General features: G+C 65.6%; 16 protein-coding genes and 1 pseudogene. 7 read left to right on the forward strand and 10 right to left on the reverse strand.

The window, feature by feature from the left end:
* Nucleotides 1-190: 190 nt before the first annotated feature.
* The 4 genes from rluB to B0G74_RS11890 form a co-directional block, all read right to left on the reverse strand.
* Nucleotides 191-2,068, reverse strand: coding sequence for a 23S rRNA pseudouridine(2605) synthase RluB (gene rluB / locus B0G74_RS11875; RefSeq protein ID WP_132374953.1), 1,878 nt, complete (start codon nucleotides 2,066-2,068; stop codon nucleotides 191-193).
* A gap of 64 nt (nucleotides 2,069-2,132) precedes the next feature.
* Complete coding sequence (gene scpB, locus B0G74_RS11880; protein ID WP_132374954.1) at nucleotides 2,133-3,335, reverse strand: SMC-Scp complex subunit ScpB; 1,203 nt, start codon at nucleotides 3,333-3,335, stop codon at nucleotides 2,133-2,135.
* A gap of 370 nt (nucleotides 3,336-3,705) precedes the next feature.
* The gene (locus tag B0G74_RS11885) at nucleotides 3,706-4,932 is read right to left on the reverse strand and encodes a pyridoxal phosphate-dependent aminotransferase (protein WP_132376923.1); all 1,227 of its coding nucleotides are present in this window, start codon (nucleotides 4,930-4,932) and stop codon (nucleotides 3,706-3,708) included.
* 303 nt (nucleotides 4,933-5,235) lie between these two features.
* Complete coding sequence (locus tag B0G74_RS11890; protein ID WP_132374955.1) at nucleotides 5,236-6,138, reverse strand: LysR family transcriptional regulator; 903 nt, start codon at nucleotides 6,136-6,138, stop codon at nucleotides 5,236-5,238.
* Nucleotides 6,139-6,547: 409 nt separating this feature from the next.
* Between B0G74_RS11890 and B0G74_RS11895 the strand changes: the two are divergent.
* A pseudogene (locus tag B0G74_RS11895) lies at nucleotides 6,548-6,934 on the forward strand (transposase); the annotation flags it as partial.
* 307 nt (nucleotides 6,935-7,241) lie between these two features.
* Nucleotides 7,242-7,496: a hypothetical protein gene (locus B0G74_RS46555; protein WP_132374956.1), complete on the forward strand. Its 255-nt coding sequence runs from the start codon at nucleotides 7,242-7,244 to the stop codon at nucleotides 7,494-7,496.
* A 337-nt stretch (nucleotides 7,497-7,833) separates the two neighbouring features.
* Here the strand turns inward: B0G74_RS46555 and B0G74_RS11905 are convergent, their stop codons facing one another.
* Nucleotides 7,834-8,157, reverse strand: coding sequence for a hypothetical protein (locus B0G74_RS11905; RefSeq protein WP_132374957.1), 324 nt, complete (start codon nucleotides 8,155-8,157; stop codon nucleotides 7,834-7,836).
* 197 nt (nucleotides 8,158-8,354) lie between these two features.
* Between B0G74_RS11905 and B0G74_RS11910 the strand changes: the two genes are divergently transcribed.
* From B0G74_RS11910 to B0G74_RS11920, 3 genes are all read left to right on the forward strand, one after another.
* Complete coding sequence (locus B0G74_RS11910; RefSeq protein ID WP_243658165.1) at nucleotides 8,355-9,143, forward strand: YdcF family protein; 789 nt, start codon at nucleotides 8,355-8,357, stop codon at nucleotides 9,141-9,143.
* Between the two features lie 261 nt (nucleotides 9,144-9,404).
* Nucleotides 9,405-9,641, forward strand: a complete 237-nt coding sequence (locus B0G74_RS11915; protein ID WP_132374959.1) for a hypothetical protein — start codon at nucleotides 9,405-9,407, stop codon at nucleotides 9,639-9,641.
* 253 nt (nucleotides 9,642-9,894) lie between these two features.
* A complete protein-coding gene (locus tag B0G74_RS11920) occupies nucleotides 9,895-10,152 on the forward strand; it encodes a hypothetical protein (protein WP_007182306.1) in 258 nt (85 codons plus the stop codon).
* A 75-nt stretch (nucleotides 10,153-10,227) separates the two neighbouring features.
* On the opposite strand, the gene B0G74_RS11925 is transcribed toward B0G74_RS11920, so the two are convergent.
* Nucleotides 10,228-10,518, reverse strand: coding sequence for a putative quinol monooxygenase (locus B0G74_RS11925; protein ID WP_132374960.1), 291 nt, complete (start codon nucleotides 10,516-10,518; stop codon nucleotides 10,228-10,230).
* A 517-nt stretch (nucleotides 10,519-11,035) separates the two neighbouring features.
* Here B0G74_RS11925 and B0G74_RS11930 point away from each other — a divergent pair.
* Nucleotides 11,036-12,358 (forward strand): EAL domain-containing protein, encoded by a 1,323-nt coding sequence (locus B0G74_RS11930; RefSeq protein ID WP_243658166.1) that lies wholly within the window; start codon nucleotides 11,036-11,038, stop codon nucleotides 12,356-12,358.
* On the opposite strand, the gene arfB is transcribed toward B0G74_RS11930, so the two are convergent.
* Entirely contained in the window at nucleotides 12,355-12,759 is a 405-nt protein-coding gene (arfB, locus tag B0G74_RS11935) for an alternative ribosome rescue aminoacyl-tRNA hydrolase ArfB (protein WP_012432640.1), read from the reverse strand. The genes B0G74_RS11930 and arfB overlap by 4 nt on opposite strands.
* Nucleotides 12,760-12,913: 154 nt before the next feature.
* On the opposite strand from arfB, the gene B0G74_RS11940 reads away from it, so the two are divergent.
* Complete coding sequence (locus B0G74_RS11940; protein ID WP_132374961.1) at nucleotides 12,914-13,555, forward strand: VC0807 family protein; 642 nt, start codon at nucleotides 12,914-12,916, stop codon at nucleotides 13,553-13,555.
* A gap of 152 nt (nucleotides 13,556-13,707) precedes the next feature.
* Here B0G74_RS11940 and B0G74_RS11945 read toward each other — a convergent pair whose 3' ends face one another.
* Genes B0G74_RS11945 through recC form a run of 3 tightly spaced genes read right to left on the reverse strand, consistent with a single transcriptional unit; the run spans nucleotide 13,708 to nucleotide 23,011 of the window.
* Nucleotides 13,708-15,942, reverse strand: coding sequence for an AAA family ATPase (locus B0G74_RS11945; RefSeq protein WP_132374962.1), 2,235 nt, complete (start codon nucleotides 15,940-15,942; stop codon nucleotides 13,708-13,710).
* Nucleotides 15,939-19,631 (reverse strand): exodeoxyribonuclease V subunit beta, encoded by a 3,693-nt coding sequence (recB, locus tag B0G74_RS11950; RefSeq protein WP_132374963.1) that lies wholly within the window; start codon nucleotides 19,629-19,631, stop codon nucleotides 15,939-15,941. Before recB ends, B0G74_RS11945 begins: the two co-directional genes overlap by 4 nt.
* A complete protein-coding gene (gene recC, locus B0G74_RS11955; protein ID WP_132374964.1) occupies nucleotides 19,628-23,011 on the reverse strand; it encodes an exodeoxyribonuclease V subunit gamma in 3,384 nt (1,127 codons plus the stop codon). The genes recB and recC overlap by 4 nt, the downstream gene beginning before the upstream one ends.
* Nucleotides 23,012-23,013 lie beyond the last annotated feature (2 nt).

Below are 23,013 nucleotides of genomic sequence, written 5' to 3' on the forward strand. Positions count from 1 at the left end.
TCGAACCCGAGTTGGACAGGCGGGGCAAATGAAATCCGCCCCCACTTCCATTTGCGTCGCGGTTTTATGCGTCACATGAAACCGCGTGACGCCAAACCGATGGCGCTCGTCGATCGATTCTGGCGGCTGCCGGCGAAAGATCATTGAAGAACGATCCACGGCTGACCGCCATGCATGTCTGGCGTGCTGCTTAACGGCCGCGCGAACGGCCGCGGGGTGCGCCGCCGCCACGATTGGCGCCGCCGGCGTTGGCGTTGCCGCCGCCCGCACGGTTGCCAGCGCCGCCGCGATTGCCACCCGGCCCGCGGTTGTTGCCGCCGCTGCCCGGATTGGGACCGCCGCTGCCACCGGCGCGTTTGCCGCCGCCGGCCGGACGATTGCCATTGCCCGACGGTGCGCGATTGCCATCGACTTCACGGCCGCCACGCGGGCCGCCCGCCGCGCCGCCCATCGGGCCACTGAAACCACCGGCGCCACGGCCGGCGCCGCGATTGCCGTAGCCACCGCCGAAACCGGCGCCCGCGCCGCCACCGAAGCCACCGCCTGCCGCACCACGCCGGCCCTGGCCGCGCGGCTGCTGCTGGTCGAACCGGCCATGCGACATCAGCACGGGTTCACGGCCGATGAAGCCCATCGACGTCTGCATCGGATCTGGCTGCTTGCGCTCCGGCGCTTCCCTGCGGCCACCCTTTTCTTCCGTCGGCGCCTTCAGGCCGACCGATGCCATCAGCGCGCGCACCTGGTTGTCTTCGAGTTCTTCCCAACGACCGCGCTTGAGCCCCTTCGGCAGCGAGATCGGGCCATGACGGGTACGAATCAGACGGCTGACCATCAGGCCGGCCGCTTCGAACATACGGCGCACTTCGCGGTTACGCCCTTCGGCGAGCGCGACGTGATACCAGTGATTAGTGCCTTCGCCGCCGCCATCGCGGATACGCAGGAAGTTCGCCGGGCCGTCTTCCAGCTCGACGCCATGCAGCAGCTTCTGACGCATGCCTTCCGCCAGTTCGCCGACCACGCGCACCGCATATTCACGCTCGACGCTATAACGCGGGTGCATGAAACGGTTCGCCAGATCGCCCGACGTGGTCAGCATCAGCAGACCTTCCGTATTGAAGTCGAGACGTCCGACCGCGAGCCACTTGGCGGTCTTCATCGGCGGCAGATTGTCGAACACCGAAGGACGGCCTTCCGGATCGGCGTGACTGACGATTTCGCCGGTCGGTTTGTGATACAGCAGCACGCGCGGCGGCTTGTTGGCCAGCTTGCGCTTGACCGGCTTGCCGTTGATGCGGACCTGGTCGGTCGGCATGATGCGTTGGCCGATGTGAGCCGGCTCGCCGTTCACCGACACGCGGCCGGCGACGATCAGCTCTTCCATGTCGCGGCGCGAACCCATGCCGGCTTCGGCCAGCACTTTATGCAACTTCGGCGCGTCGTCGTCGGCTGCGAGCACGCGCTTGGGCGCGGCCGGCTTGCCACGGCGCAGCATCGGCGCGCGCACGCCGCCGGTGGCGCTGTTGTCCGCGTCGAATGCTGGCGATGTGACGTACGAGAACAGGTCGTCCTGACCGGCGGCTGCCGCTGCCACCGGCGCTTCGCCGCCGCGGCGGTTGTTCTGACGCTGACCGCCTTCGCGCGGCTGACGCTCGCGCTGACCTTCACGAGGTGCGCCGTCACGCGGTGCGCCCTCGCGCTGCCCGCCTTCACGCTTCGCGCCGCCCGCATTGCGGCGCGGCCCTTGACCCTTGGCGCTCGCGTCCTTGCGCGGCATACGCACTTGCGCGACGACCTCGCCGTCCGGCGGCGCCTCGGTGACGACCGGCGCTCCTTGCACGGGCGCGCCTTCGGCGCCCTTCGTCTTCGCGCCGGCGCGGCGCCGGGCGATCAGGCTGCGCGGGCCGCGACGCAGGCCGCGGCGCGGACGGTCTTCACCGTCTGCTTCCGTGGTCTGCGCCGGGCGCTCGCCCTCGCCTGCCGACGCTTGCGTGGTGCGCGTTTCGTCAGCGCGCGCCGACGGCACGGCGCGCTCGGATTCGGACGAATCGGTGTCGTGGGTATGTGTCAAAACAACCTCAAAATGTCAGGTCGCGCACGCCCGTTGCGGGCGTGGCAAAAAAAGTTCGGTTACGTCAGGCGCTGCGCGACTCGGGTTCGTCGTCGGTCAGAATGCCTGCGTCCTGCGCCGCATCGCGACGATCCCGAGGATCGCCGTGCGCCGCCTTGGTCGGGTTCGGCTCGGCGGCGTGCTCCGTATTGCGGAGTACGCCCGAGTCGTGCGCGGGTATTGCCGGATCGGCCTGGGAGACCGGATCGTGATTCTGTGCGGACTCGGCGGTGCCGGTCTGCGGTGCAACGTGTGCTGCATTTGCCGTTTCAGCCTGGTCCTGCGCGGCCGGCGCAATAGCGGCGTCCGAGTGCGTCCCGGAGAATGCCGATGCGGTTTGTGCCTCGACTTCCGCTGCGCTGTCAGCCGCCTGCGCCGATTCCACCGGCTCGGTGTGCTGCGTCTGATGCTCTTCTTCAGCGATTTCCGTTCCTGACGCCTCGTCTACTGCTTCAGGCCGGCTGTCAACGGCATGGCTGGGTGCGTCAGCGGAGTCGGATTGCGGCGCTTCGCCCGTGGCTTGCGGAATATTCTCCGACTCGCCATCGACAGTTGCGCTCGCAAATTCATCCGCAACAGCTTCGCTTGCAACAGCGCCTGCTTCAACTACCACGCCTGAATCCACCAGCTCTTGTTTCGAAGCCAAAGCCTGTGCGGCATCGGCGTCGGCGAACTCGATCGCGTGCTGGCCGAGCAGATCCGCGTTCAACTGCGCCGACGGATCGGCGAGCGGTGGCAATTCGTCCAACGCTGTCAGCCCGAGGTCGTCGAGGAACTGCCGCGTGGTCGCGTACAGCGCGGGACGGCCCGGCACATCACGATGGCCGATCACTTCGATCCAGCCTCGATCTTCGAGCTGCTTGACAACCTGCGTATTCACCGTGACGCCGCGAATCTCTTCAATATCGCCACGCGTCACCGGTTGCCGGTATGCAATGATCGCGAGCGTTTCGAGCACCGCGCGCGAATATTTCGGCGGTTTCTCAGGATGCAAACGATCCAGATACGAACGCATCGCGGGCTTGCTTTGAAACCGCCACCCCGACGCCAGCCCGACCAACTCCACACCGCGCCCAGACCAGTCCTGCTTGAGGTCTTCGAGCAAAGTCCGAACGGTGTCTGCCGACACGCCGTCGGCAAAGAGCTTGCGCAACTCGCCGAGCTTTAACGGCTCCTGCGCGCAGATCAAGGCAGTCTCGAGGACGATCTTCGCCTCTTGGGTATTCATGCAGCTAGGTCAGACCCTGTGGTCAAAGAACCGGATCAAACAGACGATGTGGAACTGAAGACGCGCTCGCCCGATTCTGATCGGTCATATTGATGGGAGCACGCACCGGGGGGAGGCGAAACAGACAATCGAGCCAAACCCAGCCGGACGGAGCAGCGATATTCCTGAAAGGAACCGCGTGACTGAGCGCCATATTACGCAAAAACAATCAGTGCGTAAAGACGAAATCCCCCGCGCATTGCCCAGCCATGCTTTGGCGGACGTGCTTTTGCGAAAAAGCGGCCTTAATTTGATAAAAACCCGCTTTCTTCGGTTGTTCTTCGCCTGGTTGGGTCAATAGCTTTGCGCAGCCACCTTTTCCGCCACTCACTTATTGCGCCGTTGCGTGTTCCGCAAGGAACCGTTTCAGGCGCTCGACGCCCGCGTCCAGCCGCGCCGTGTCGCAGGCGTAGCACCAGCGCACGAAGCCCTCGCCCTGCGGACCGAACGCGCTGCCCGGCGCCACGCCGAGCCCGACGTCACGCACCATCGCCTTGCAAAGCTCCAGACTGCGCGAGGCGCCCGGCATCGAGAAAAACAGGTACATCGCGCCGGGCGGCGTCTTGACGTCGACGCCAGGCACCGTGCCGAGCGCACGCACCAGATGGTCGCGCGACGCCTTCAGGTCGCGCACCAGTTCCTGCGTAAAGCGCTCGCCCTGCTCGATGGCTGCGATGCCCGCTTGCTGAATGAAGGCCGGCGCGCACGAGGTGTTGTACTCGACGAGCTTGCCCAGATCGTCCATCAACGCGGCCGGTGCGACGATCCAGCCGAGCCGCCAGCCTGTCATCAACCACGCCTTCGAAAACGAATTGACGCAGATCACGCGTTCGTCGCGCGTGGCCAGATCGAGGAACGATGGCGCGGTTCGCGAAGGCACGCCAGTCGCATCCGCAGAAGCGTCCGCATAGTAAAGGCGCTCGTAGACCTCGTCCGCCACGATCCAGATACCGTGGCGCCGGCAATGCGCCAGCACGGCGCGCTGCTCGTCGCGGCTCATTACCCAGCCGGTCGGATTGTTCGGCGAGTTGATCAGCAGCATTTTCGTGCCGGGCGTCAGCGCCGCCAGCAACTGCTCCAGCTCGAGCTGCCAGCCGCGCTCGCCATAGCCCAGTGCGACGGTTTCGACGTGCGCGCCGAGAATTTTCGGAATCTCGACCAGATTCGGCCAGAGCGGCGTCACCGCGACGACGCGGTCGCCCGCGCCCACCACGAGTTGCGCCGCCAGCATCAGCGCGTTGACGCCCGCGCTCGTCACCGCGATATGCTCCGCCGACGTCGCGCCGTGCAGGTCGCTGACATAGCCGGCGAGTGCGGCGCGCAGCGGCGCGATGCCGAGGTTGTGCGTGTAGAACGTCGCACCGGCCGCCAATGCGGCACTGGCGGCGTCGCGGATAAAGGCCGGCGTGACGCGGTCGGACTCGCCGAACCAGAACGGCAGCACGTCGTCGACGCCGAAACCGGCGTTGGCGACTTCGCGGATCTGCGAAGGACGCAGTGCGCGCACGGCGTCGCGCGCGTTCGGGATGGATGGCACGGGCAGATCCGATTCGCTCATCGAGGCTTCCAGGCGGGTGAAGGACATGGGTTGAAATTCAACAGAGGCGACAGTTTAGCTTGGTGCTTCTTTTTGGGACGGCGAAGTCGGCGGATAAGATGCGTGGCGGGACGAGGCGGTCGCGGATGGGCCAAGCGCCGTGCTTCGAGAACGGCAACACTCGTCCCATCGCACCCTCTCCGATCGTGCGGCGTCGCGCGCTTCACGCGACCGCACCTTTACTGCCCACGGGAATATCGCACTCCCCGCGCGACGGCGCCTTTGCCGCCCTGGGGAACGTCACGCACGCCCCACCACCGCCGACTAGCTCAAATCCTCCGCCCGTCCCGGCAATTGACGAATCAGTCCCCACACCGCCTCCGCCGCCGGCGACAGCGACCGGTCGCGCCGCCGCACCAGTTCGACCGTGCGCTCCGCGCGCGGCACGAGCGGCCTGGCCACCAGCGACGCGCCCGCCGGCAACGGCAACGCCAGCCACGGCAGCACGCTCACGCCGACGCCCGCTTCGACCAGCCCAAAAACGGTCGCGGAATGCCCGAGCTCCTGCACCACCGTGGCGCTCACGCCATATTCCTGCATCGCGGCGTCGATGATCGGCCGGCTGCCCGACGCGTAATCGAGCATCACGAGCTGCTGGCCGTCGAGGTCCGCCCACGCCACGCGTTCCTTCGCCGCCAATGGATGATCGTCGCGCAAGACGACGCAGAACGTATCGGTCATCAGCGATTCGCTGAGCAGGTCGTCAGCGGAAAACGGACCGATGATCACGCCGAAATCGACCTCGCCCGACTTGACCTTGCGCACCACGTCGCTCTGCACGTCGTCGCGCAGGCCCAGCGCGATGTAGGGGAATTGCTGCCCGCACGAGGCCACCACGCGCGGCATGAGCCGGCACGCCACCGTCGGGCTGGCGGCCACCACCACGCGTCCGCGGCGCTGTTCGCCGATTTCGCGAATCTCGCGAAGCGCGTCGTCCAGATCCGTCAGCAGACGCGACACGCTCGACACGAGGTTGCCGCCGACATCCGTGAGTTGCACCTCGCGGGTGGTGCGATCGATCAGCTTCAGGCCGATCTCGCCCTCCAGTTCGCGCACGCAACGGCTGACCGCCGACTGCGTCAGGCCGATTTCATCGCCGGCCCGGCTGAAGCTCTGCAAACGGGCCACCTCGATGAAAACCCTGAGCTGGCGGAGCGTGACATTCATTTACCAACCTCATCAATTGCATCATTTGATGCGTATTGTAAGGCTAAAGATAGCGCCACAGTCGCTTTTCGCAATCTCGCTGCAATGCAGCGATAAGGCGCAAACGCACGCTGGCCGGGCCTGATTGCACAAGATTGGTGATTGTCCCGATTTGCGAGATGGGTTTTTTGGATTCTTATACGCCCCTAGCTAGCGCCCGCGCTGGCCCGCCGTCACAGGGCTTTCAGGCGGTTGGACTCAACTTGGCACACTTCCTGCGTTTATCTGCAGACAAGGGTCGGCGCCATGATTCTGACTGCATAGCAGACCGTGGCAAGCCCGACCCTCCTTGGCACTCGCCTATCGAGTGCATGGAGAGTGCGCGGCGCGGGGCAGCGCACCGGAGTTAGCTTCGCTGAGGTGAAACATGATGCTGTTCGACGATTTGAGAGACAACGAGTGGGCGCTGGTCGAGGCGTTGTTCTGTGCGGAGCCAGCACGGAGCGAACGGCGCGGTCGGCCACGCGTGGAAGCGCGCGCGGTTGTCAACGCCGTGCTGTGGGTGCTATCGACAGGCGAAGGCTGGTCCAAACTGCCGGGCCGCTATCCGTCGCCGCCGACTTGCCGCCGTCGCTTCGACGAGTGGCAGGCCGATGGTACGCTCGCCGAAATAGTTAAGCGACTCGGCACGAGCGGCCGTGAAATTTCGCTGCGCGGCCGAATTGGCGCGACCGCCGCGAAACCGCCGGCACCGCCGAGCCGTGACCGCCTGCGCGGCGCGTTCTGGACCAATCCGGAATCGTGGCGCGCGCCGGTCAAGATGGCCTGACGCACCTTGCTTTTCCTCCGGGCGCCTGCGGGCGCCCGGCGCGTATCAATCCTCAGGTCGACGCGTCTTGACGCACGCCGTACCTGTCATGGGCACCGCTCTTCGGCGCGCCCAACACAGTCGTCCCTTCCCGTTACACCCAGCCTGCTTGCGCGCTGCTTCAGACGTCTGAAGCAGCGCGATAGTTGCTGGTGAAACATCCATTTACTATTACTTACAGCGTGCTTTCGCGACTGGGCATACCTTATGTGTATGCAAACAGGCCTTGAGTCGATCGGCTTGACGGGAGCTCAGCATGAAACCAATGTCACTGCTTCTGTGCGGCATTGTCGTTTCATCGATGGCCGCACCGGCGCTTGCCCAGCAGCGCCAACAGGCTTGGAACTGGCGGCCGGATCGTCCGGCTACCATCGAAGCCTGGCAGCAAAGCGATTCGCGCGCCCGCGATTTCACACCGCCGGCGCCGCGCGGAGACTTGCGCGGTGATATCGCCAGCAACGTGCGCACACGACCGGAGGCGCCTCGCCAGGATCCGACGCACCGGCGTTAGGCGGAGTCGAACGTGAGCAAAGCCCACGGGGCTCACTCGCGAAACTCCGTAGCGCATATTGAATAATTGGGGGAACCACCGCGCGTTGTGCCAGTCTGATTTAACGCCATTAGCACAGCGTGGCAGTAGTAATTCCGGTACGCCCGTATCCTCGCGATACGGGCTTTTTTTCAGGCTTTCGCTGCGTGATCGATGGCTGCGCGATACCTGCGCGACGCCTGCGGGCGCGCAAGAGGCACGGCGCGACGCAAGTGTCATGAAGCGGACGGACGCAGCAATGGAGACACCGCCAGCCGCGCGAAGCGGCCGGAAAACAACGCCTGCCAGCCCGCCGGACCTAAGGCCGGACTTCGAGCGCGGCGGTGGGCCGCGTGTCGGCTGTAGCGACAACGTAGTCGTTCATGCGCTGTGCTGTCCAGGTGAGCAGACGTTCGTCATGGGCGAGCCTCGCGAACTCGGCTCTGCCCCGCTCAGTGAGCACCGCGATATCGACAGGTGCGTGGAAACCCGGAGCCGGCGCGACAGTGCGCTGCCGAACGGTGTCCATCAAGCCTAGTGCGCGAAGATATTGGAAAACACCCGGCCTTCTAGCCCATGGGACCTGGCGATATTGCGCCCGCCGCAGCGCTTCAAGTACCGCTTCGTTGGAATACGTGGTCATCTCACTTCTTTCTTAAAGTGCAGCTATGACACATTTATGCCCAACACGTCACCGCGCCACCAGTGACGCGCGTAGCACCCGCCCTTGGCTGGAAGCTGACCGCAACTCGTGCAGTCGAATTCCGCCAGGTGCTGCCTGGTCTCGTTTTCGGAACCCCCGTCTGAACGGCATGTTAGCGTTCTGTCCACGAACTGGCGATGCAACCGGTGCGGCGCCATAGCAAGCCCGTGGATTTGTCCCGAAAGACATACGTTACCGCATTTAAATTGATTCTATTCACTTTATTAGCGCTTTTTTTTGCAGCAATCGTGCTATGGAAAGGCGCACGCCGACCTCTAGCCGTCTGCACCGTCGCCTTCTTCTGGCTGCTCGCCGCCGGCTGGCTCACCGCGCCCTTGCTGAAATTGGCGCAGCCGCACTGGCGGACCGAGACGCCCGCCACGTTCGCGCCGCGCACCGCGATCATCATGCTGGGCGGCGGCACGATCTACGACGACGACCACGTCCTCGTGCCCCCGCGCGACGTGCTTGCGCGCATTGCGGCGAGCGCCGAGAACTACGCCGCCTGCAAACGCGCGGCGGATACCTGCCATGTGATCGTGAGCGGCGGCAATCCGCAGCGGCATCGCGCGACTGAAGCCGACACCTATCTGCCTTACCTGCTGCGCCGACAGGTGCCACGCTCGGACATCGTGCTGGAGAACAGCAGCCTCACGACCTACGAAAACGCGCGCAACGTTTCCACCATCTTGCAGGGCTCGGATTACGATTCGCTGATCCTCATCACCTCCGCCTACCAGATGCCGCGCGCCTTGCTCGACTTCCACCGCTTCGGCCTCGCGCCGCAACCGCTGATCTCGAACGCGATAGGCGCACGTCTCGGTGTACTGCCGCGATATGACAACCTGGTGTCCGCGGAGACTGCGCTGCACGAATTGATCGGCATCGCGCAATTTCACGTCTATCGCGCGATCGGCTGGTTCTGAAATTCATACTGAAACTCAAACCGCGTCACAGGCCGATTTATTTAGACATACGAAGAATGCTCTTGAGCGGCAACCGGTTATCGTGACTTCCCGCTCGACTCACCGCGCATCGCGACCGCGGTTTGAGCGTAACAAGATGTAACGAATTGTCATTGCAGTTACAAAACCGTCTGTTGGAGCGGATATTGCTGGCTAGAATGCATTGTCTTTCCGTTTGGACAGGCAAGTACTCGGGTCCACAACCACTCTGCGGAGGTAGCGATGAAGAAAGTGTCCCTGGCGATCCTGGTTTCCCTCAGTGCCGTAACGGGTGCGGCTTATGCGCAGGACAACGGCGTCATGATGAGCACCGATCCGGCCAAGGCCGCCGACGTCGAGCAGCGCGCGCAAGATTTGCAAAACCGCCAGCAAGCAATGGAGAGCGCACCGGCCAAGCCGATGAAACACCACAAGTCGGCCCCTCACAAGAAGGCCCCCAAGGCCGACGCCGGCTCCTAAGCGCGGTTACCCGACTCACCCGCGGCCGCGCCGCGAAGGTGAAAAGCCGAAGCCGGCACCGCCGGCTCCGGCTTTTTGTTGTTTAATGGACTGGCAAAAGACTCGCCAGACGCGGAGCAGCGCACCGCAACGGCTTGTCCCGCGCCGGCGGCTCAAGGCCGGCGGCGCCCAACTGGCGGTGTGCTAAAGTCGCGCACCGACCGGCGTCTGGCCGGACTCCCCTAACCCGTGCGCACCTTGGTGCGGAGGAAGCATGAGCAACATCCAGCTTGATATCGAATGGACTGAAGCGGCATCTCGCAAAATCGAAAAACTGATGCCGCGCGGCGGTCAGGAAGCGTTTCTGGCGCTGCCGCCCGTCGAATGCCTGCCGATGGAAGGCGACGTGCTGTTTCTCGGCCCGGACGGCAAGCAGCAGCCGTTCATCGTCGCGGAACGCCAGTATCACCATGATGGCGACGCCGACTGGACCATCATCCTGATTCTCGACGTCCCGCAAGCCACGCATTAAAAACAAACGGCGAGCACCGTGCCGGGCTAATCGCGCCCGGCAGTTCGCTCGCCGTTGTGCAACTCGCCTGAAGGTTCAGGCGATCTTCGACACGACGCGAATCTCCGCGTGTTCCAGCCAGTCCGCCGCCGCTTTCTTGTACGCCTCGATGTGCGCCGATCTGGCATGCACCGCGAGCGCTTCCTGACTTTCCCAACGCTCGACAAACACGAACCGGCGCGGCTCCTGCACGTCGCGGTGCAAATCGTACTGAAGCGCTCCCTGCTCCTTGCGCGTCGGCCCGACCAGCCCTTCGAGCGCCTGCCGCAATTGCTCTTCATAGCCCGGCTTCGCCACCGAGATTGCGACCACCGCGATTTCCGACATGCCTGACCTCCCTTTCACGAAAAGCAGCAGCATACCCGCCGCCCGCCGAACCTGCTGGTGGCCTGCGCGCAAGGCAGCGGCGTGCCTGTTCAGGTTTCGGCCGCGCTGACCGGATCACCCGTTCGAACCTCCAGACGTCCGAGTACCGTCCTTGCCTGGAGTTTGGCGGGTGTCCGCTTGCCGCCCTGTTACGCTCGGTTTCATACAGGCGATTGAGAGCGCCAGGCGCAAGCGCTTTGCGCGGGGCAAACGGGCGCAAAACTCACGCCAGACGGCCGATTGGCGTCGAGATCGGCAGCACCGCGGATATGACCCCGCGTCTGTGATTACCCGCACATTCACGCGAATTGCAAACTGTTAGACTGGTTTTGACTAATTCGCCGGAGTCCAGCATGGCTGGCATCGCTCTCCGCGTTTCCGGGCTTTATCCGACCTGCCCAGCGCACGTGTGGGCCGTGCATCCGTTGCGCGCCGAATGGCCTGGCGCGTCCCGTCACCCGCTTGCCGCGATGTCGCCATGTCCGCTCTCTTGCCTGCCTTTATGCCATCCGTCAGCGAATTGACCCTGAGCGGCCTGCTCCCGCATCTGGTCCGGGACGAGTCCGGCTGGACCGCGACGTGGCGCGCGCTGACTTTGCACAGCGTGTTCCAGCCGGTGTTGTCGGTGACACACCAGCGCGTGGTCGGGTATGAAGGGTTGCTGCGCGCTTTCGATCCGGTCGGTCTGCCGGTCTCGCCTGACGTGCTCTTTTCCGGCACCCGCTCGGCGGCCGACGCCCGCGAGCTCGACCGCATCGCACGCTGCCTGCATGTGGCGAATTTCATGGAACAAGGCATCAGCACCGGCTGGCTGTTTTTGAATACACGCCCGCAGGTGTTCGAAACCGGCTGGCCGCAACGCGCGTTCATCGACGAACTGTCGGCGCACTTCGGTCTGCCGCAGGAGCGCATTGTGATCGAAGTGCTCGAGCAGCCCGCCGACGACGAATCCGCCGTCGCCAGCATGCTCGCCGCGTCGCAGCCGCGCGACTTCCTGATCGCGATCGACGACTTCGGCACCGGCTTCTCGAACTTCGATCGCGTGTGGCGCTTCCGCCCTGACATCGTCAAACTCGACCGTTCGCTGGTCGCGCGCGCCGGCAAGCGTGAAGGCGACGACTCGATGATCAGCCACCTGGTCTCGATGCTGCATCAATCCGGCACGTTGGTGCTGGCTGAAGGCGTCGAAACCGACGAAGAGCTGATGATCCTGATGGAGGCCGACGTCGATTTCGTCCAGGGTTTCTGGCTCGGTCAACCGAAGAGTTCCGTGCAGGCGGCCTGCGCGAAGGTGCCTGCGCTGATCGAATCGATGTGGGGCAAGTTCGCCGACTACGAACGCGAGCATGCCGGCCACCAGCGCCTCGGTTTCGAAGGCTTCGCTGAAGCAGTGCTGGCGGCCGCCGAGACTTACAAGTCCACCGGCGATCTGCGCCAGGCGGCGCAAAAGGTCTGGCATCTGCGCGAAGCACGCCGTGTGTTCATCACCGACGGACAGGGCGAGCAGACCCAGCCCTCGGTCACAGCCGCCTCGGTGCCGCCGCCTCCGCTACGGCTCGCGCCGCTCTACACCGATACCCGCAGCAACTGGTCACGGCGGGCCTATTTCAAGCATGCGCTCGCCGCACCGGGGCGCGTCGCGATGATGGGTCCGCATTATTCGCTCGCCGACGGTCAGGACTGCTACACCGCGGCCCTCGCCTTCGAGTACGACGACGGCACGCATGTACTGTGCGTCGACTTCGTGCCGGCTGCCACGACCGCGGATGCGCGCCCGACGGGGCGCGGCAGCAAGCGCTAATCGTCCACCCGGCCGCGGCCGGATTTGATCTCACTGCGTTTTGCCTTGCCGTCGAGGCGCCGCAGGTTCGACGCGCGCGTCGGCCGGGTTGCGACGCGCGGCTTGCGCGTCACGCTGACGCTTTCGATCAGTTCATCGAGCCGCGCCAGCGCCGCCGCGCGGTTCATCTCCTGAGTTCGATGCTCCTGCGCCTTGATGATCACGACGCCGTCACGCGTAAGCCGATGATCTGACAGCGCGAGCAGGCGCATTTTCAACACTTCGGGCAGCGACGAAGCCTGCACATCGAAGCGCAGGTGAATGGCGCTCGAGACCTTGTTGACGTTCTGGCCGCCCGCTCCTTGCGCGCGCACTGCGGTCAGTTCGATTTCGTTCGGCGGGATTGGATAGCGGGATGTCATGACGCGAGCTTGAATCGGGATACATGAGTGTACACAGCGCGCGACCGATCACCGACTACGGACTATCGAGCGCGTCTGCCGATGCGAAAAACTATTTGCGTCCACGCGGCCAGTTCATCGATACTGCGTTTTTTCGCTTACAGCGTAAATTCACATGAAACTCCGTCCAGGTTTTGTGCTGGAACTGGCCGTCAACTTTTTGTTGCCGTGGCTCGCGTACCGGCTTGCGCTGCCGCGCCTGGGCGAGACCGGCGCATTGATCGCGTCGGCCGTGCCGCCGATCGTCTGGAGTCTGATCGAACTCGTGCGTTTTCGGCGCGTCGACGCGCTGAGCGTGCTGGTGGTGACCGGCATCGTGCTCTCGGTCGCGGCGATGGCGCTCGGTGGCAGTCCGCGCATGCTGCTGTTGCGCGAGTCGCTGGTGTCCGGCGCGGTCGGCGTGGTGTTTCTGCTCTCGTTGCCGATGCGCCGCCCACTGATCTTCTATCTCGCGCGCGCCACCGTCGCCCGCGAAATGGAGGGCGGCGCGGCGCGCTTCGAAGCGCTGTGGCAGGAGCAGCCCGCTCTCGTCAGCGCGATGCGGCTGATGACGCTGGTGTGGGGCATCGGCCTGACTGGCGAAACGACGCTGCGTGCGTGGATGGCGCTAACGTGGCCGATCGAGCGCTTCCTGGTGGTCTCGCCGTTTATCGGCTACGGCATTTATGGCGGCCTCACGCTGTGGACCTTCTGGTATCGAAAGAGCATGCGTGGGCGCGTCGAGGCGCGTGTGCAGTCGGGTGGCGCTGCTAGTTGAGCGGGTTCGGTGCGGAATGCGGTTCTGCCGTTCTGCCGTTCTGCCGTTCTGCCGTTCTGCCGTTCTGCCGTTCTGCCGTTCTGCCGTTCTGCCGTTCCGGCAGCTTAATTTGCGTGATCGGGCCGCCAAGCAGCCCGCGCTAGCCGCACCTACTATTTACCGCCGCGCCACACCTCCGCTATCCGCGCGGCCAACCCTGAGTCGCGCTGTGTCGGCGTCGCAATCGCCTGCGCCAGCACGGCGCGCCCGCCGATCACTTCCACCCGTTCTCGCGCGCGAGTGATCGCCGTGTACACCAGTTCGCGCGACAACACCCGGCTAAATACCGACGGCAGCATCAGCACCGCGTGCTCGAACTCCGAGCCTTGCGACTTATGAACCGTGAGCGCGAACGCGGTGTCGTGCGGTGGAAGCGCCGCCGGCGACACCGCTCGCAAACCGCCGTCGCCGGTCCGGAAATACACACGCAACGCGCCGCTCGCGCCCGGCAGCGCAATGCCGATATCGCCGTTGAAGAGACCCAGCGCGTAATCGTTGCGCGTCACCATCACCGGACGCCCGGCGAACCACTGCGCGCCCACTGCCAGCGTCACCCCCGCCGCGCGCCGCACCTGCGTCGCCATCACCGCGTTCACCTGATCGACGCCGCGTGGCCCGGAGCGGGTCGCGCACAGAATGCGGAAACGATTCAACGTGTCGAACAGCGGCAATGGGTCAGGCGTTTCGGCAGCTAGCGCTGTGGCAAGCGCCTCGGCGTAGGGCGCGAAACCTGCGGCGAGCCGTGCGACGGTGCGCTCGGCAAGCGTCGCATGCGTATCTTCGTGAAGCGCTGCAGCGCAAGTTTCCGTGGGATCGGTGTGCAAGACATCGAGCGCGGCGCTCGCCGAGCCGTTGCGAATCGCGAGCGACAGTCGGCCGATCGGCGACTCCAGGCCGAACCGATAGTTGCGCTCGAGCCAGACGACGCAATCGGCAAGCGGGCTTTGCGTGGACGAGGTGGACGTCGGCGCTGGTGCTGCGCTTTCGAAAAGGTCACTCGCCGGTGGTTCATCGAAAGCATCCGGCGAACCTGTATAGGCGAACAGATCGTCGTCCGGCGCGAACAAATCGCTAGGCTCCGCGCCGAAGCCCCGCGATGCACCCGGCAATGCCTGCGTAAGCCCTGTCTCGTCGATGCCGAGCGCCTCGGCGATCCGCCGCAAACCACCTTGCGTAAAAGCCGGACGCGCGCTGAGTTCGGCGAACACCGCGCCGGCCTCGACGGCGGCGAGTTGGTCCTTGTCGCCGAGCATCACGAGACGCGTCTGCGGGGCAATGGCGTCGAGCAGATGCGCGGCCATGGCGACGTCGATCATCGACGCCTCGTCGATCACGACGACGTCGTAAGGCAACGGATTGTCCCGATGATGCCGGAAGCGTCCTCCCGGACCGGAGCCGAGCAAACGATGCAGGGTGTACGACGTCTGCGGCAAACGCGCAGCCAGTTCAGGCGGCAAATCGCCGGCGCGCGCGAGCAAGGCCTCCTGCATGCGCTGCGCGGCTTTGCCCGTGGGCGCCGCGAGTGCGATGCGCAAATCCGCACGCGCATCGAGGAGGCAGGCCAGCACGCCGACCACGGTGGTGGTCTTGCCGGTGCCGGGTCCGCCGCTGACGACGGTGAGTTGCCCAGACAGCGCCATGACCGCCGCGACACGTTGCCAGTCGACTTCGTTGTCTTTGGGCGGACCGAAATAGCGTAGGAGACGCTCGTGTAGCGTTTGGGCGTCGGGGCTCGCGCTCGTGTTCACTCTGGTTCCCGCACCCGCGCCAGCGTCGGCGCCAACGTTGGCCGCAGCGCTCGCTCTCGCGCCTGTACGCGCATCGGCGTAAGCGCCGGCAAACAATCCCGCGTGAGAATCGTCGTGCGCAGTGTCAAGCGCACGAGTCCGCGCCTCCGCCCGCTGCTCCGCTTCCGCCCCCGCCTCCGCATGCGCCACCAGCGCGCGTGCAAGCCGCCGCTCGTAGTCGTAATAGCGAGCCAGATACAAGCGCCCTTGCCCATCGACCACCAGCGGCCGCAACGCCGCAGCGCTTTGCGAACCATCGCTCGCCATGCCGCTAGCGAACAAGGCCGCGCGAGCTTCGGCGCTCGACGCCTCGAAGCGTCGCGCCAGCACCGCAAGCGGCACGCACACGTGCCCTTCAGCCGTCGCGCGGCTCGCGGCGAATGCACCCCGCGCCGCCCACTTGACCGCCTCAGCCGACGCGCCGCCACGCCGCGCCAGCGCGCCGATGCGGCGCGCGAAACCTTCGGCGAGCGCGATACTGAAATCCGCCGGCGCGGGCAGATTCACGCCGATGTCGTCGAGCTCAGGCGGCGCCGATGTGCTCTGTTCGAACGCGCTCATGCGACACCCCCGATCATGGCCGCATCGAGCAGCGCAACCAGCTCGAATGCGGGGCGCCGCATATGTACGCCCGCTGGTCCGTCCGCGTCGCGCCAATGCGGACGCACGCCGCGCACGAACAGATACAGATAGCCGCCGATGTGCGTGTCGTACGAATAATCGCGCACCCGCGTTTTCAGATAACGATGCAGCGCGACCGTATAAAGCAGTGCCTGCAGGTGATACGCGTGGCTCGCCATGGCCGCTTCGAGCGGCGCGGCGGCGTAGTCGGCGGCGGTGTCGCCCAGATGGTTCGACTTCCAGTCGACGATCCAGAACCGTCCGTCGTGCTCGACGATCATGTCGATAAATCCTTTGACGAACCCGCGCAACACGCCGGGTTCCAGTGCGACGTCGGGATAGCCGTGTTCGATCAGCAGTTCACGCAACGCAGGGAAATCCAGTGACGGCGCTGCGAACAGAAACTCGAGTTCGTTCAGGCGACGGCGCGGGTTCAGTTTGGCGAGCGTCATGCCGGGCTGCAGTTCGGCAGTGACCACGTCCCTGAGCAGGTTGTGCATCATCGCCGGCAAGCGTGCGGCGAGTCCAGGCACAGCCGGAGCCGGACGCTCGCGCAACGCCCCGCGGATGGCGTCGGTCCATGTACGTGGCTCGGTGAAATCAGCCAGTTCGAACATGCGATGCAGACAATCGCCCGCCGCGGCGCCACGCGGAAACGCGAGGATGTCGTCTTCATCGTAGGCCGGCGCCTGTGGCATGGGCGCCGGCGTGACGACGAGCGCGTCGGCAATCTCGTCGTGATCGGGACGCACCTCTTCCGCCAGCGCGTGCATCTCTTCGGCTTTACTGCCAGCGGCGGTCAGGCCGCTGAAACTCGCCATGCGCCACTGATCGCGCAACGGCCTGCGGTTGGCTCGCGCCTGCATTCGCGCGCCGCGGTCCTGAAGGCTTTCGAGCGGCACGCGGCGCTGCGGCCTGGGCAGCGCCTGCAACGTGATCGGGCCACCCGCCAGCGCCTGCCAGCGTGCCGACAACGCGGCTTCGTCGGGCGGCTCGGCGAGCCAGTCGCCGAAATCATGACCACCGCCAGCCACGAGCCAGTTCAACACGCTGCGGCGCGACTCCTTGCCGGAGCGCGACGACAGATACGTGCCGGCGACCAGATAGCAGCGGTATACCGCACGCGTCAACGCCACGTAGACGAGCCGCGCCCGTTCCGCCGCCTGTTCGCGCACCGCGTAACGCGACGCATGCTCGGCCTCCGCGTCGTCGCAACCGTAGTGCAGCACCGCATCGCCGGTCTCGTCGTGATACTCGCGCGCATCTGGCAAACCGGACGACGGCGGCTCGCGCAACGCGCCGTCGTTCAGGAACGGACAGAACACCACCGCGTATTCGAGCCCTTTCGATTTGTGGACCGTGACGATCTGCACGAGGTTGCGATCCGACTCGAGTCGCAACTGCGCGTCGTCGCCACCGCCCTGGGTGCGTTGCGCGGCGAGCCAGCGCAAGGTCGGCGCGATACCGGGCTGCGTCGCGGCGCGCGCCTGCACGAGTTCGGCCAGATGGTTCACATTCGTCAGGCGCCGCTCGCCGTCCGCTGCGGCAACCAGCCGTTGCGCGACGCGTAGCTCACGCATCAGCGTGCGCCACATCACCGCGAAGCCGCGCTCGTGCCACAGCGTGCGGTAGCGCGAAAAACGTTCGACCCAGCCCATCGCGTCGGCGGCGTGCGCGGGATCGTCGGCGACCGATGGCGCGTCGGCGACCTGCTCGAGCCGCCACAGCGCCGCGGCGTCGAGGCCCAGCCAATCGGTCGCCAGCGCCGCGCGCAGACGGCGCAGATCACCAGGCGTATCGACGGCGGCCAGCACGCGTTCGATCTGTTCGGCGTCGAGCGTCGCGAACACCGACGCCTGCGCCAGCTCCACGCTGCCGACACCCCACGCGGCCAGCACGCGTTTGATCAGACTGCCCTGCTTATGCGTTTGCACCAGGACCGCGATGTTGCCCGGCGCGAGCGGCGCATCGCCGATCGTCACCGCGCCTTCGCGCGCACCGCGCAGGAGCCGCACGATCTCGGCGGCACACGCTTCGCTCGCTTCACGCTGAGCCTCGCGTTTGGTCAGCGCGGCGTCGCCTTGCGGCAAGGTCCAGATACGGAAATCGCCGGCGCTCGTGTCCGGATCGGAAAACGGCAGCCTGCGCCGTTCGCCCGCACGCACCGGTTGATAGTCGAGGCCATCCAGCACGAACGCTTGCGGATTCGCTTCGAAGAGCCGGTTGCAAGCCTCGACGATGGGCGCGGTCGAGCGCTGATTGACGGCCAGCGTGTAGCACGCGGAGGCTGCCTCACGCGCCGCCAGATAGGTGTGCAGATCCGCCGCGCGAAAACTGTAGATGGCCTGCTTCGGGTCGCCAACCAGAAACAGCGGACCGGCCGGCGCGAAAATGCGGCTGAAGATCGCGAACTGCAGCGGATCGGTGTCCTGAAACTCGTCGATCAGCGCTGCCGGGTAACGCGTGCGCAACGCATCGGCAAGCCACGGATGCGCCGCGAGCGCGCGGTACAAATTGGACAGCAGATCGTCGAACGAGACGACGCGACGCGTGCGTTTGCGCGCCACCAGTTCAGCGGGCGCGTAGTCGAGCCAGGTTTGCACGAGCGAGAGCCAGCGCGCGCGTTGCGCGGCTTCGGCCGCGATCACGGCTGCCGCCAGCGCTTCAGCGTGCTCGAAGAACGCATGTTCGGGCGGTTCGAACTTGACCTTGGTGGCCTTCTTCAACGCCGATGCCGTCAGCTTCAACGCGGCCCTCGGCGGCGGCGCATGGCAGTCGCCCTGCGCGAAGTACTCAGTCCATGCAGCGATCGCGGCGCTCACATGATCGGGCTTATGCGAGGTCTTGCTCAGACGGTCTTGCGCCTGAGTCAGCAAACTCACAATCGCATCGCGCTCCGCTTGCCAGAGGTCGCAAGCAGCTTCGAAACCAGCTTGCGGATCGGTGCCATTGCCGCTCGCGTCGACCTTGCCCCAGCGCAACTGCGCCAAGGGTTTCTTCAGACGCCGCGCGAGTTGTTCATCGAGTGAAGCGGGACCGGCGCGTTTGGCCACCAGCCACGCGGCGAACGCAGGATGCGCATGCGCTACCGGTTCCACCTGCTCACGCCAGAAGTCAGCCGCCATTTCGAAGCGCAACGCCGCGTCGTCGGCTTCCATTTCGAAGGCGAACGGCATGGCGGCGGCAAACGGCGCCTCCTGCAACGCGCGCTGACAGAATGCGTGGATGGTATGGATCGCCGCCTGGTCGAAGGTGCGCAACGCACGCCTCACCACCTTCAAGGCGTCCTCGCGCTCGATGCCCCGCTCCGGCCCCAGCGTCGTTTCAAAGAGACGGCGGACGAACGGATCGCCGCCGTCGTCATCCATTTCGATGGCGCGGTGCAGTTCGGCCAGACGCCCGCGAATGCGTTCATGCAATTCCGCTGTCGCCGCCTTAGTGAACGTGACGACGAGAATCTGGTCCGCGTTCAGGTTCTTTTCGAGCAGCAGGCGCACGTACAACGCGCAGATATTCCAGGTCTTGCCGGTGCCCGCCGAAGCCTCGATCTGATTCACGCCGTCGAGCGAACAGGCGAACACGTCGAGTTCTTCGGCGACCAGTGCGTAATGCTTCGTGGCGCCGCTCATGACGCGCTCCGCAGATGTTGCATGAGTGGTTTGAACACGATCGCGGCGAGGCTGCCGAACGGCTCGTCGAGCGTCAGCGGCGTGCCGCGCAATGCGATGCGCAAGGCGGGATCGTCGGACTCGCCGCGCACGCGGTCGTTGATCCAGACGCCCTGCGCGGCCGAATCGCTTTCGCTGACTTTGGTCCACGCGCTCTTCGGGAAAAAGCGCAGCGGCAGCATGCGGCCTGCCTTGAACAACGCGGCAAGCGGCGCCAGTTCGTCGAGCGGCGCAGCGACCGGCGTGAGTTCGAAACTCTCGCCGCTGCCATGCCATACGGTGCGGCGCGGGCCGTCCGGCTGCGCGGCGCAATAGACCAGATGCGCGAGCCATGCCGACAGATAGTCGCGTGCGGTAGGTTTGGCGTAGCGGAAGATCACTTGTCCTGTTTCGGTGAGCAGGTTCAGACTGCCGTGCAGTTGCAACGGCGTTTCGGCGCCTTGCCGAAGCAGCGCGTCATGCGGGCCGAACAGCGCACCGGCAAGCTCCTCGCTCGCGGGCCAGCGCGGCGCGATGTCGAGCACGAACGGCAAACGCTCGACACCCGAAGCCACCTCGCGACGCACGCTGTCGGCGAGCTGACGCAACGCACCGAGCTCGCGCGCGCGCCACACCGCGCCAGTCGCGCCGCCCGGCAATTCCGGGCTCGCCGCCGCCACACGGCGCACGCGCTCGAACACGACGTCGTCGTCCGTATCCACGTCGAGCAGCACGGGCAAAAGGCGGTCCGCCAATGCATCGCGCCCCGCGTAATCCAGGTCGAACGGCTCGGTATCGAGCAATTCGCCTTGTGCTTCCGACAACACGATGCCCAGGCGGTCGCGCAACAGCGCCCGCGCCGGATGACGCCAGAAACGCACGAATTCGTCAAAGGCAATCGGTGCCGGCTCTTCCGGCGGCAGCGGTCGATCGAAGAACGGAGCCGCAGCGGCATGCGTGGGCGCAGCCAGCAACGTGGCCAGCTCGGCGCGATCCGCGTCGTAGCTGAACAGCTCGGATTGCGACGAGAAATAGTCCGACGCAAACGCCTGCAACGGATGATCGACAACGAACGCATGCCGCGCGCTCTCGACTTCGGCGGGGCTAGCGCCCTCGCCCGCCGACACCTGCGCGAGATGGTCGAGCAATTCATCGACCAGTGCGGCGGGCGGCAACGGCGCGTTGTCGCGAATGCTGCGACCCGTATAAGCGATGAAGAGACGATCGCGCGCCGCGAGCAGCAGATCGAGGAACAGATTGCGTTCGTCGTCGCGGCGCTGACGGTCGCCAGCCTTGCCGAACGCGGCCATCAGATCGAACTCGTCGGCGCGCGCGAGACTCGGCAACACGCCGTCGTCCATTCCGAGCAGGCAGACGACGCGATATGGCAAGCCGCGCAAACTGGTCAGCGACGAAAACGTCACGCTGCCCCAGGGCACGCCGCCGCGCGCGGGGTCGTCGAGCGCTTCGGTGAGCGCGCCGCGCACCACCGCGGCGGGCAGCGCGACCTCGTGCGCGCCGGCTTGCATCGCGTCGCCCATCTTGTCGATCGCGTCGCGCACGGCGGCGAGCGAATCGGCGAACTCGACGCCGCCGTCGAAACATTGCGCGAGCGTTTCGAGCAGCAGTTGGGTCCACTCGGCAGGCGTGCGCTCGATTGCGCAATTCGCCGCGAAGCTGTCGATGTCATCGACGAAACGCGACAGGCGGCCGAGCAATTCCGCATCCGAGCCGCCGGCGCCTTCGATTGGCAGCCAGGCGTCCACGGGTTCGCCGCCCTCCGGCATCGCATAGCCGAGATACAGGCGCGTGAGCGCATCCGCGAACGTATGACGGGCGATCGGCACGTGTTCGCCCGTCGGCTCGACCGGGGTGAGCCCGCGACGCGCGCCGGCCGCCGCCAACCACTCCTGCGCGGCTTCGAGCGAGCTGGCGTCGATCCCATAACGCACGGCGATCGCGTCGACGCGCAGCCATTCGATCAGATCCGGCGCACCCACGCTGCGCTCGGGCAAGGCCAGCCAATCGAGCAGCAAACGCGCAACCGGATTGGCCTGCGACGGCGGCAAGCCGGTGATCCGATACGGAATGCGGCGCGTGTCGCCAGGCGGCGTGGTGCCGAACACGGCGTCGATCAAGGGGCCGGCCGCCGCGAGATCGGACACGGCGACCAGTACGTCGGACGGCTGCAGATCGTCGAACTCATCGAACCAGCCGAGCAGGCGATCGTGCAGCACTTCGAGTTGCCGCGACAGACTGTGGCAGACGTGCACTTCGATGCCGCGCTCGATCGGCGGTTCGTCGGCATCGGTCTCGTCGCGCAGATCGAGAATGCCGTTCTGCACGGCGGCAAGCCAGCTCGGTTGCGGATTCCCGGTGAAATCGCCGGTCTCGCCGGAAGCGGCGCTCTCGGTCAACTCGTGCAGCATGTGCAACTGCGCCTGAGTCTGGCGGCCCCACTCGGCAAGCAACGGATGGCCGACTTCCTGATAGTCGAGCTGGCCGGCGGCGTCGAGCGCTTCGACGCGCCCCGCGCTGACGACGTCGAACCAGAACTCGCGGCACGGATTCATCACGTATAGCCGCACGTCGACCCAGCGCGAGAGCGCGCGCAGCAGCGCCACGTGCAACGGCGGCATGGTCGGCAGCGCGAACACGCTGACCGCTTCGGGCCACTGTGCGTTCGAGATCGCCTCGAGATCGAGCGTGCCGATTTCGTCGAGAAAACGGTAGGCAGGCGGCAAGGCGGCCGCGGGAGTCTGCGCGTCGCCCGACAGTTCAGTGAGCACCGCGCGCCACAACGCCGCTTGCCAGCGCTCGTCCTCGCGCGCCGCTTCGCTCGCGCCGACAAGGCGCGGACCGGTATCGTCAGCCGCGCCGCTCGCGAAGATCGAGCCGCCCTTCTGCCATTGCAGCAACCACTCCGGGCGATAGGTCAGATAGTGGTCGAATACGGTCGCCACGCGCCGCGCGAGTTCGTAGCGCATCGAAGCGTCCGCCGCATCGAGATACGTGCGCAGACGCGGCGACGCATTCCAGGGCAGCGCTTCGTCCACATCGTCCACTTGGCCCAGCAGCCGGTAGCAGCGCCACACGAGCCGGTCCGGCGCGAACGGCGAATGCTTCGGCACCGTGATCACGCCGCCGATCTGCGCCCACAGCCATTGCGCGAGATAACCAAAGTCGACATTCGCGCAGATGCCGTGGCGCGCGGCGATATCGAGCTCGAGCCGGCGCCGCACCGCCGCGCTCGGGACGATCACGGGCTGCGCGGTCCAGGGATCGGACGGCGCTTGTGCCAGGTCGTCAAGCAGCGCGCCGACAAGGGTTTCGTAGCGATTCGAGTAGAAGAGCTGGAGCATGG

Source organism: Paraburkholderia sp. BL9I2N2 (assembly GCF_004339745.1).
Taxonomy (GTDB): Bacteria; Pseudomonadota; Gammaproteobacteria; order Burkholderiales; family Burkholderiaceae; genus Paraburkholderia.

What these genes read in the sequence shown, in the direction of transcription:
- B0G74_RS11945 (WP_132374962.1), bottom strand. Translation starts at nt 15,942, where the DNA reads ATGAGCGCGTTCGAACAGAGCACATCGGCGCCGCCTGAGCTCGACGAC.
- scpB (WP_132374954.1), bottom strand. Translation starts at nt 3,335, where the DNA reads ATGAATACCCAAGAGGCGAAGATCGTCCTCGAGACTGCCTTGATCTGC.
- B0G74_RS11915 (WP_132374959.1), top strand. Translation starts at nt 9,405, where the DNA reads ATGAAGAAAGTGTCCCTGGCGATCCTGGTTTCCCTCAGTGCCGTAACG.
- arfB (WP_012432640.1), bottom strand. Translation starts at nt 12,759, where the DNA reads ATGACATCCCGCTATCCAATCCCGCCGAACGAAATCGAACTGACCGCA.
- B0G74_RS11890 (WP_132374955.1), bottom strand. Translation starts at nt 6,138, where the DNA reads ATGAATGTCACGCTCCGCCAGCTCAGGGTTTTCATCGAGGTGGCCCGT.
- B0G74_RS11905 (WP_132374957.1), bottom strand. Translation starts at nt 8,157, where the DNA reads ATGACCACGTATTCCAACGAAGCGGTACTTGAAGCGCTGCGGCGGGCG.
- B0G74_RS11885 (WP_132376923.1), bottom strand. Translation starts at nt 4,932, where the DNA reads ATGAGCGAATCGGATCTGCCCGTGCCATCCATCCCGAACGCGCGCGAC.
- B0G74_RS11930 (WP_243658166.1), top strand. Translation starts at nt 11,036, where the DNA reads ATGTCCGCTCTCTTGCCTGCCTTTATGCCATCCGTCAGCGAATTGACC.
- B0G74_RS11925 (WP_132374960.1), bottom strand. Translation starts at nt 10,518, where the DNA reads ATGTCGGAAATCGCGGTGGTCGCAATCTCGGTGGCGAAGCCGGGCTAT.
- recB (WP_132374963.1), bottom strand. Translation starts at nt 19,631, where the DNA reads ATGAGCGGCGCCACGAAGCATTACGCACTGGTCGCCGAAGAACTCGAC.
- B0G74_RS11920 (WP_007182306.1), top strand. Translation starts at nt 9,895, where the DNA reads ATGAGCAACATCCAGCTTGATATCGAATGGACTGAAGCGGCATCTCGC.
- recC (WP_132374964.1), bottom strand. Translation starts at nt 23,011, where the DNA reads ATGCTCCAGCTCTTCTACTCGAATCGCTACGAAACCCTTGTCGGCGCG.
- B0G74_RS11940 (WP_132374961.1), top strand. Translation starts at nt 12,914, where the DNA reads ATGAAACTCCGTCCAGGTTTTGTGCTGGAACTGGCCGTCAACTTTTTG.
- B0G74_RS11910 (WP_243658165.1), top strand. Translation starts at nt 8,355, where the DNA reads ATGCAACCGGTGCGGCGCCATAGCAAGCCCGTGGATTTGTCCCGAAAG.
- B0G74_RS46555 (WP_132374956.1), top strand. Translation starts at nt 7,242, where the DNA reads ATGAAACCAATGTCACTGCTTCTGTGCGGCATTGTCGTTTCATCGATG.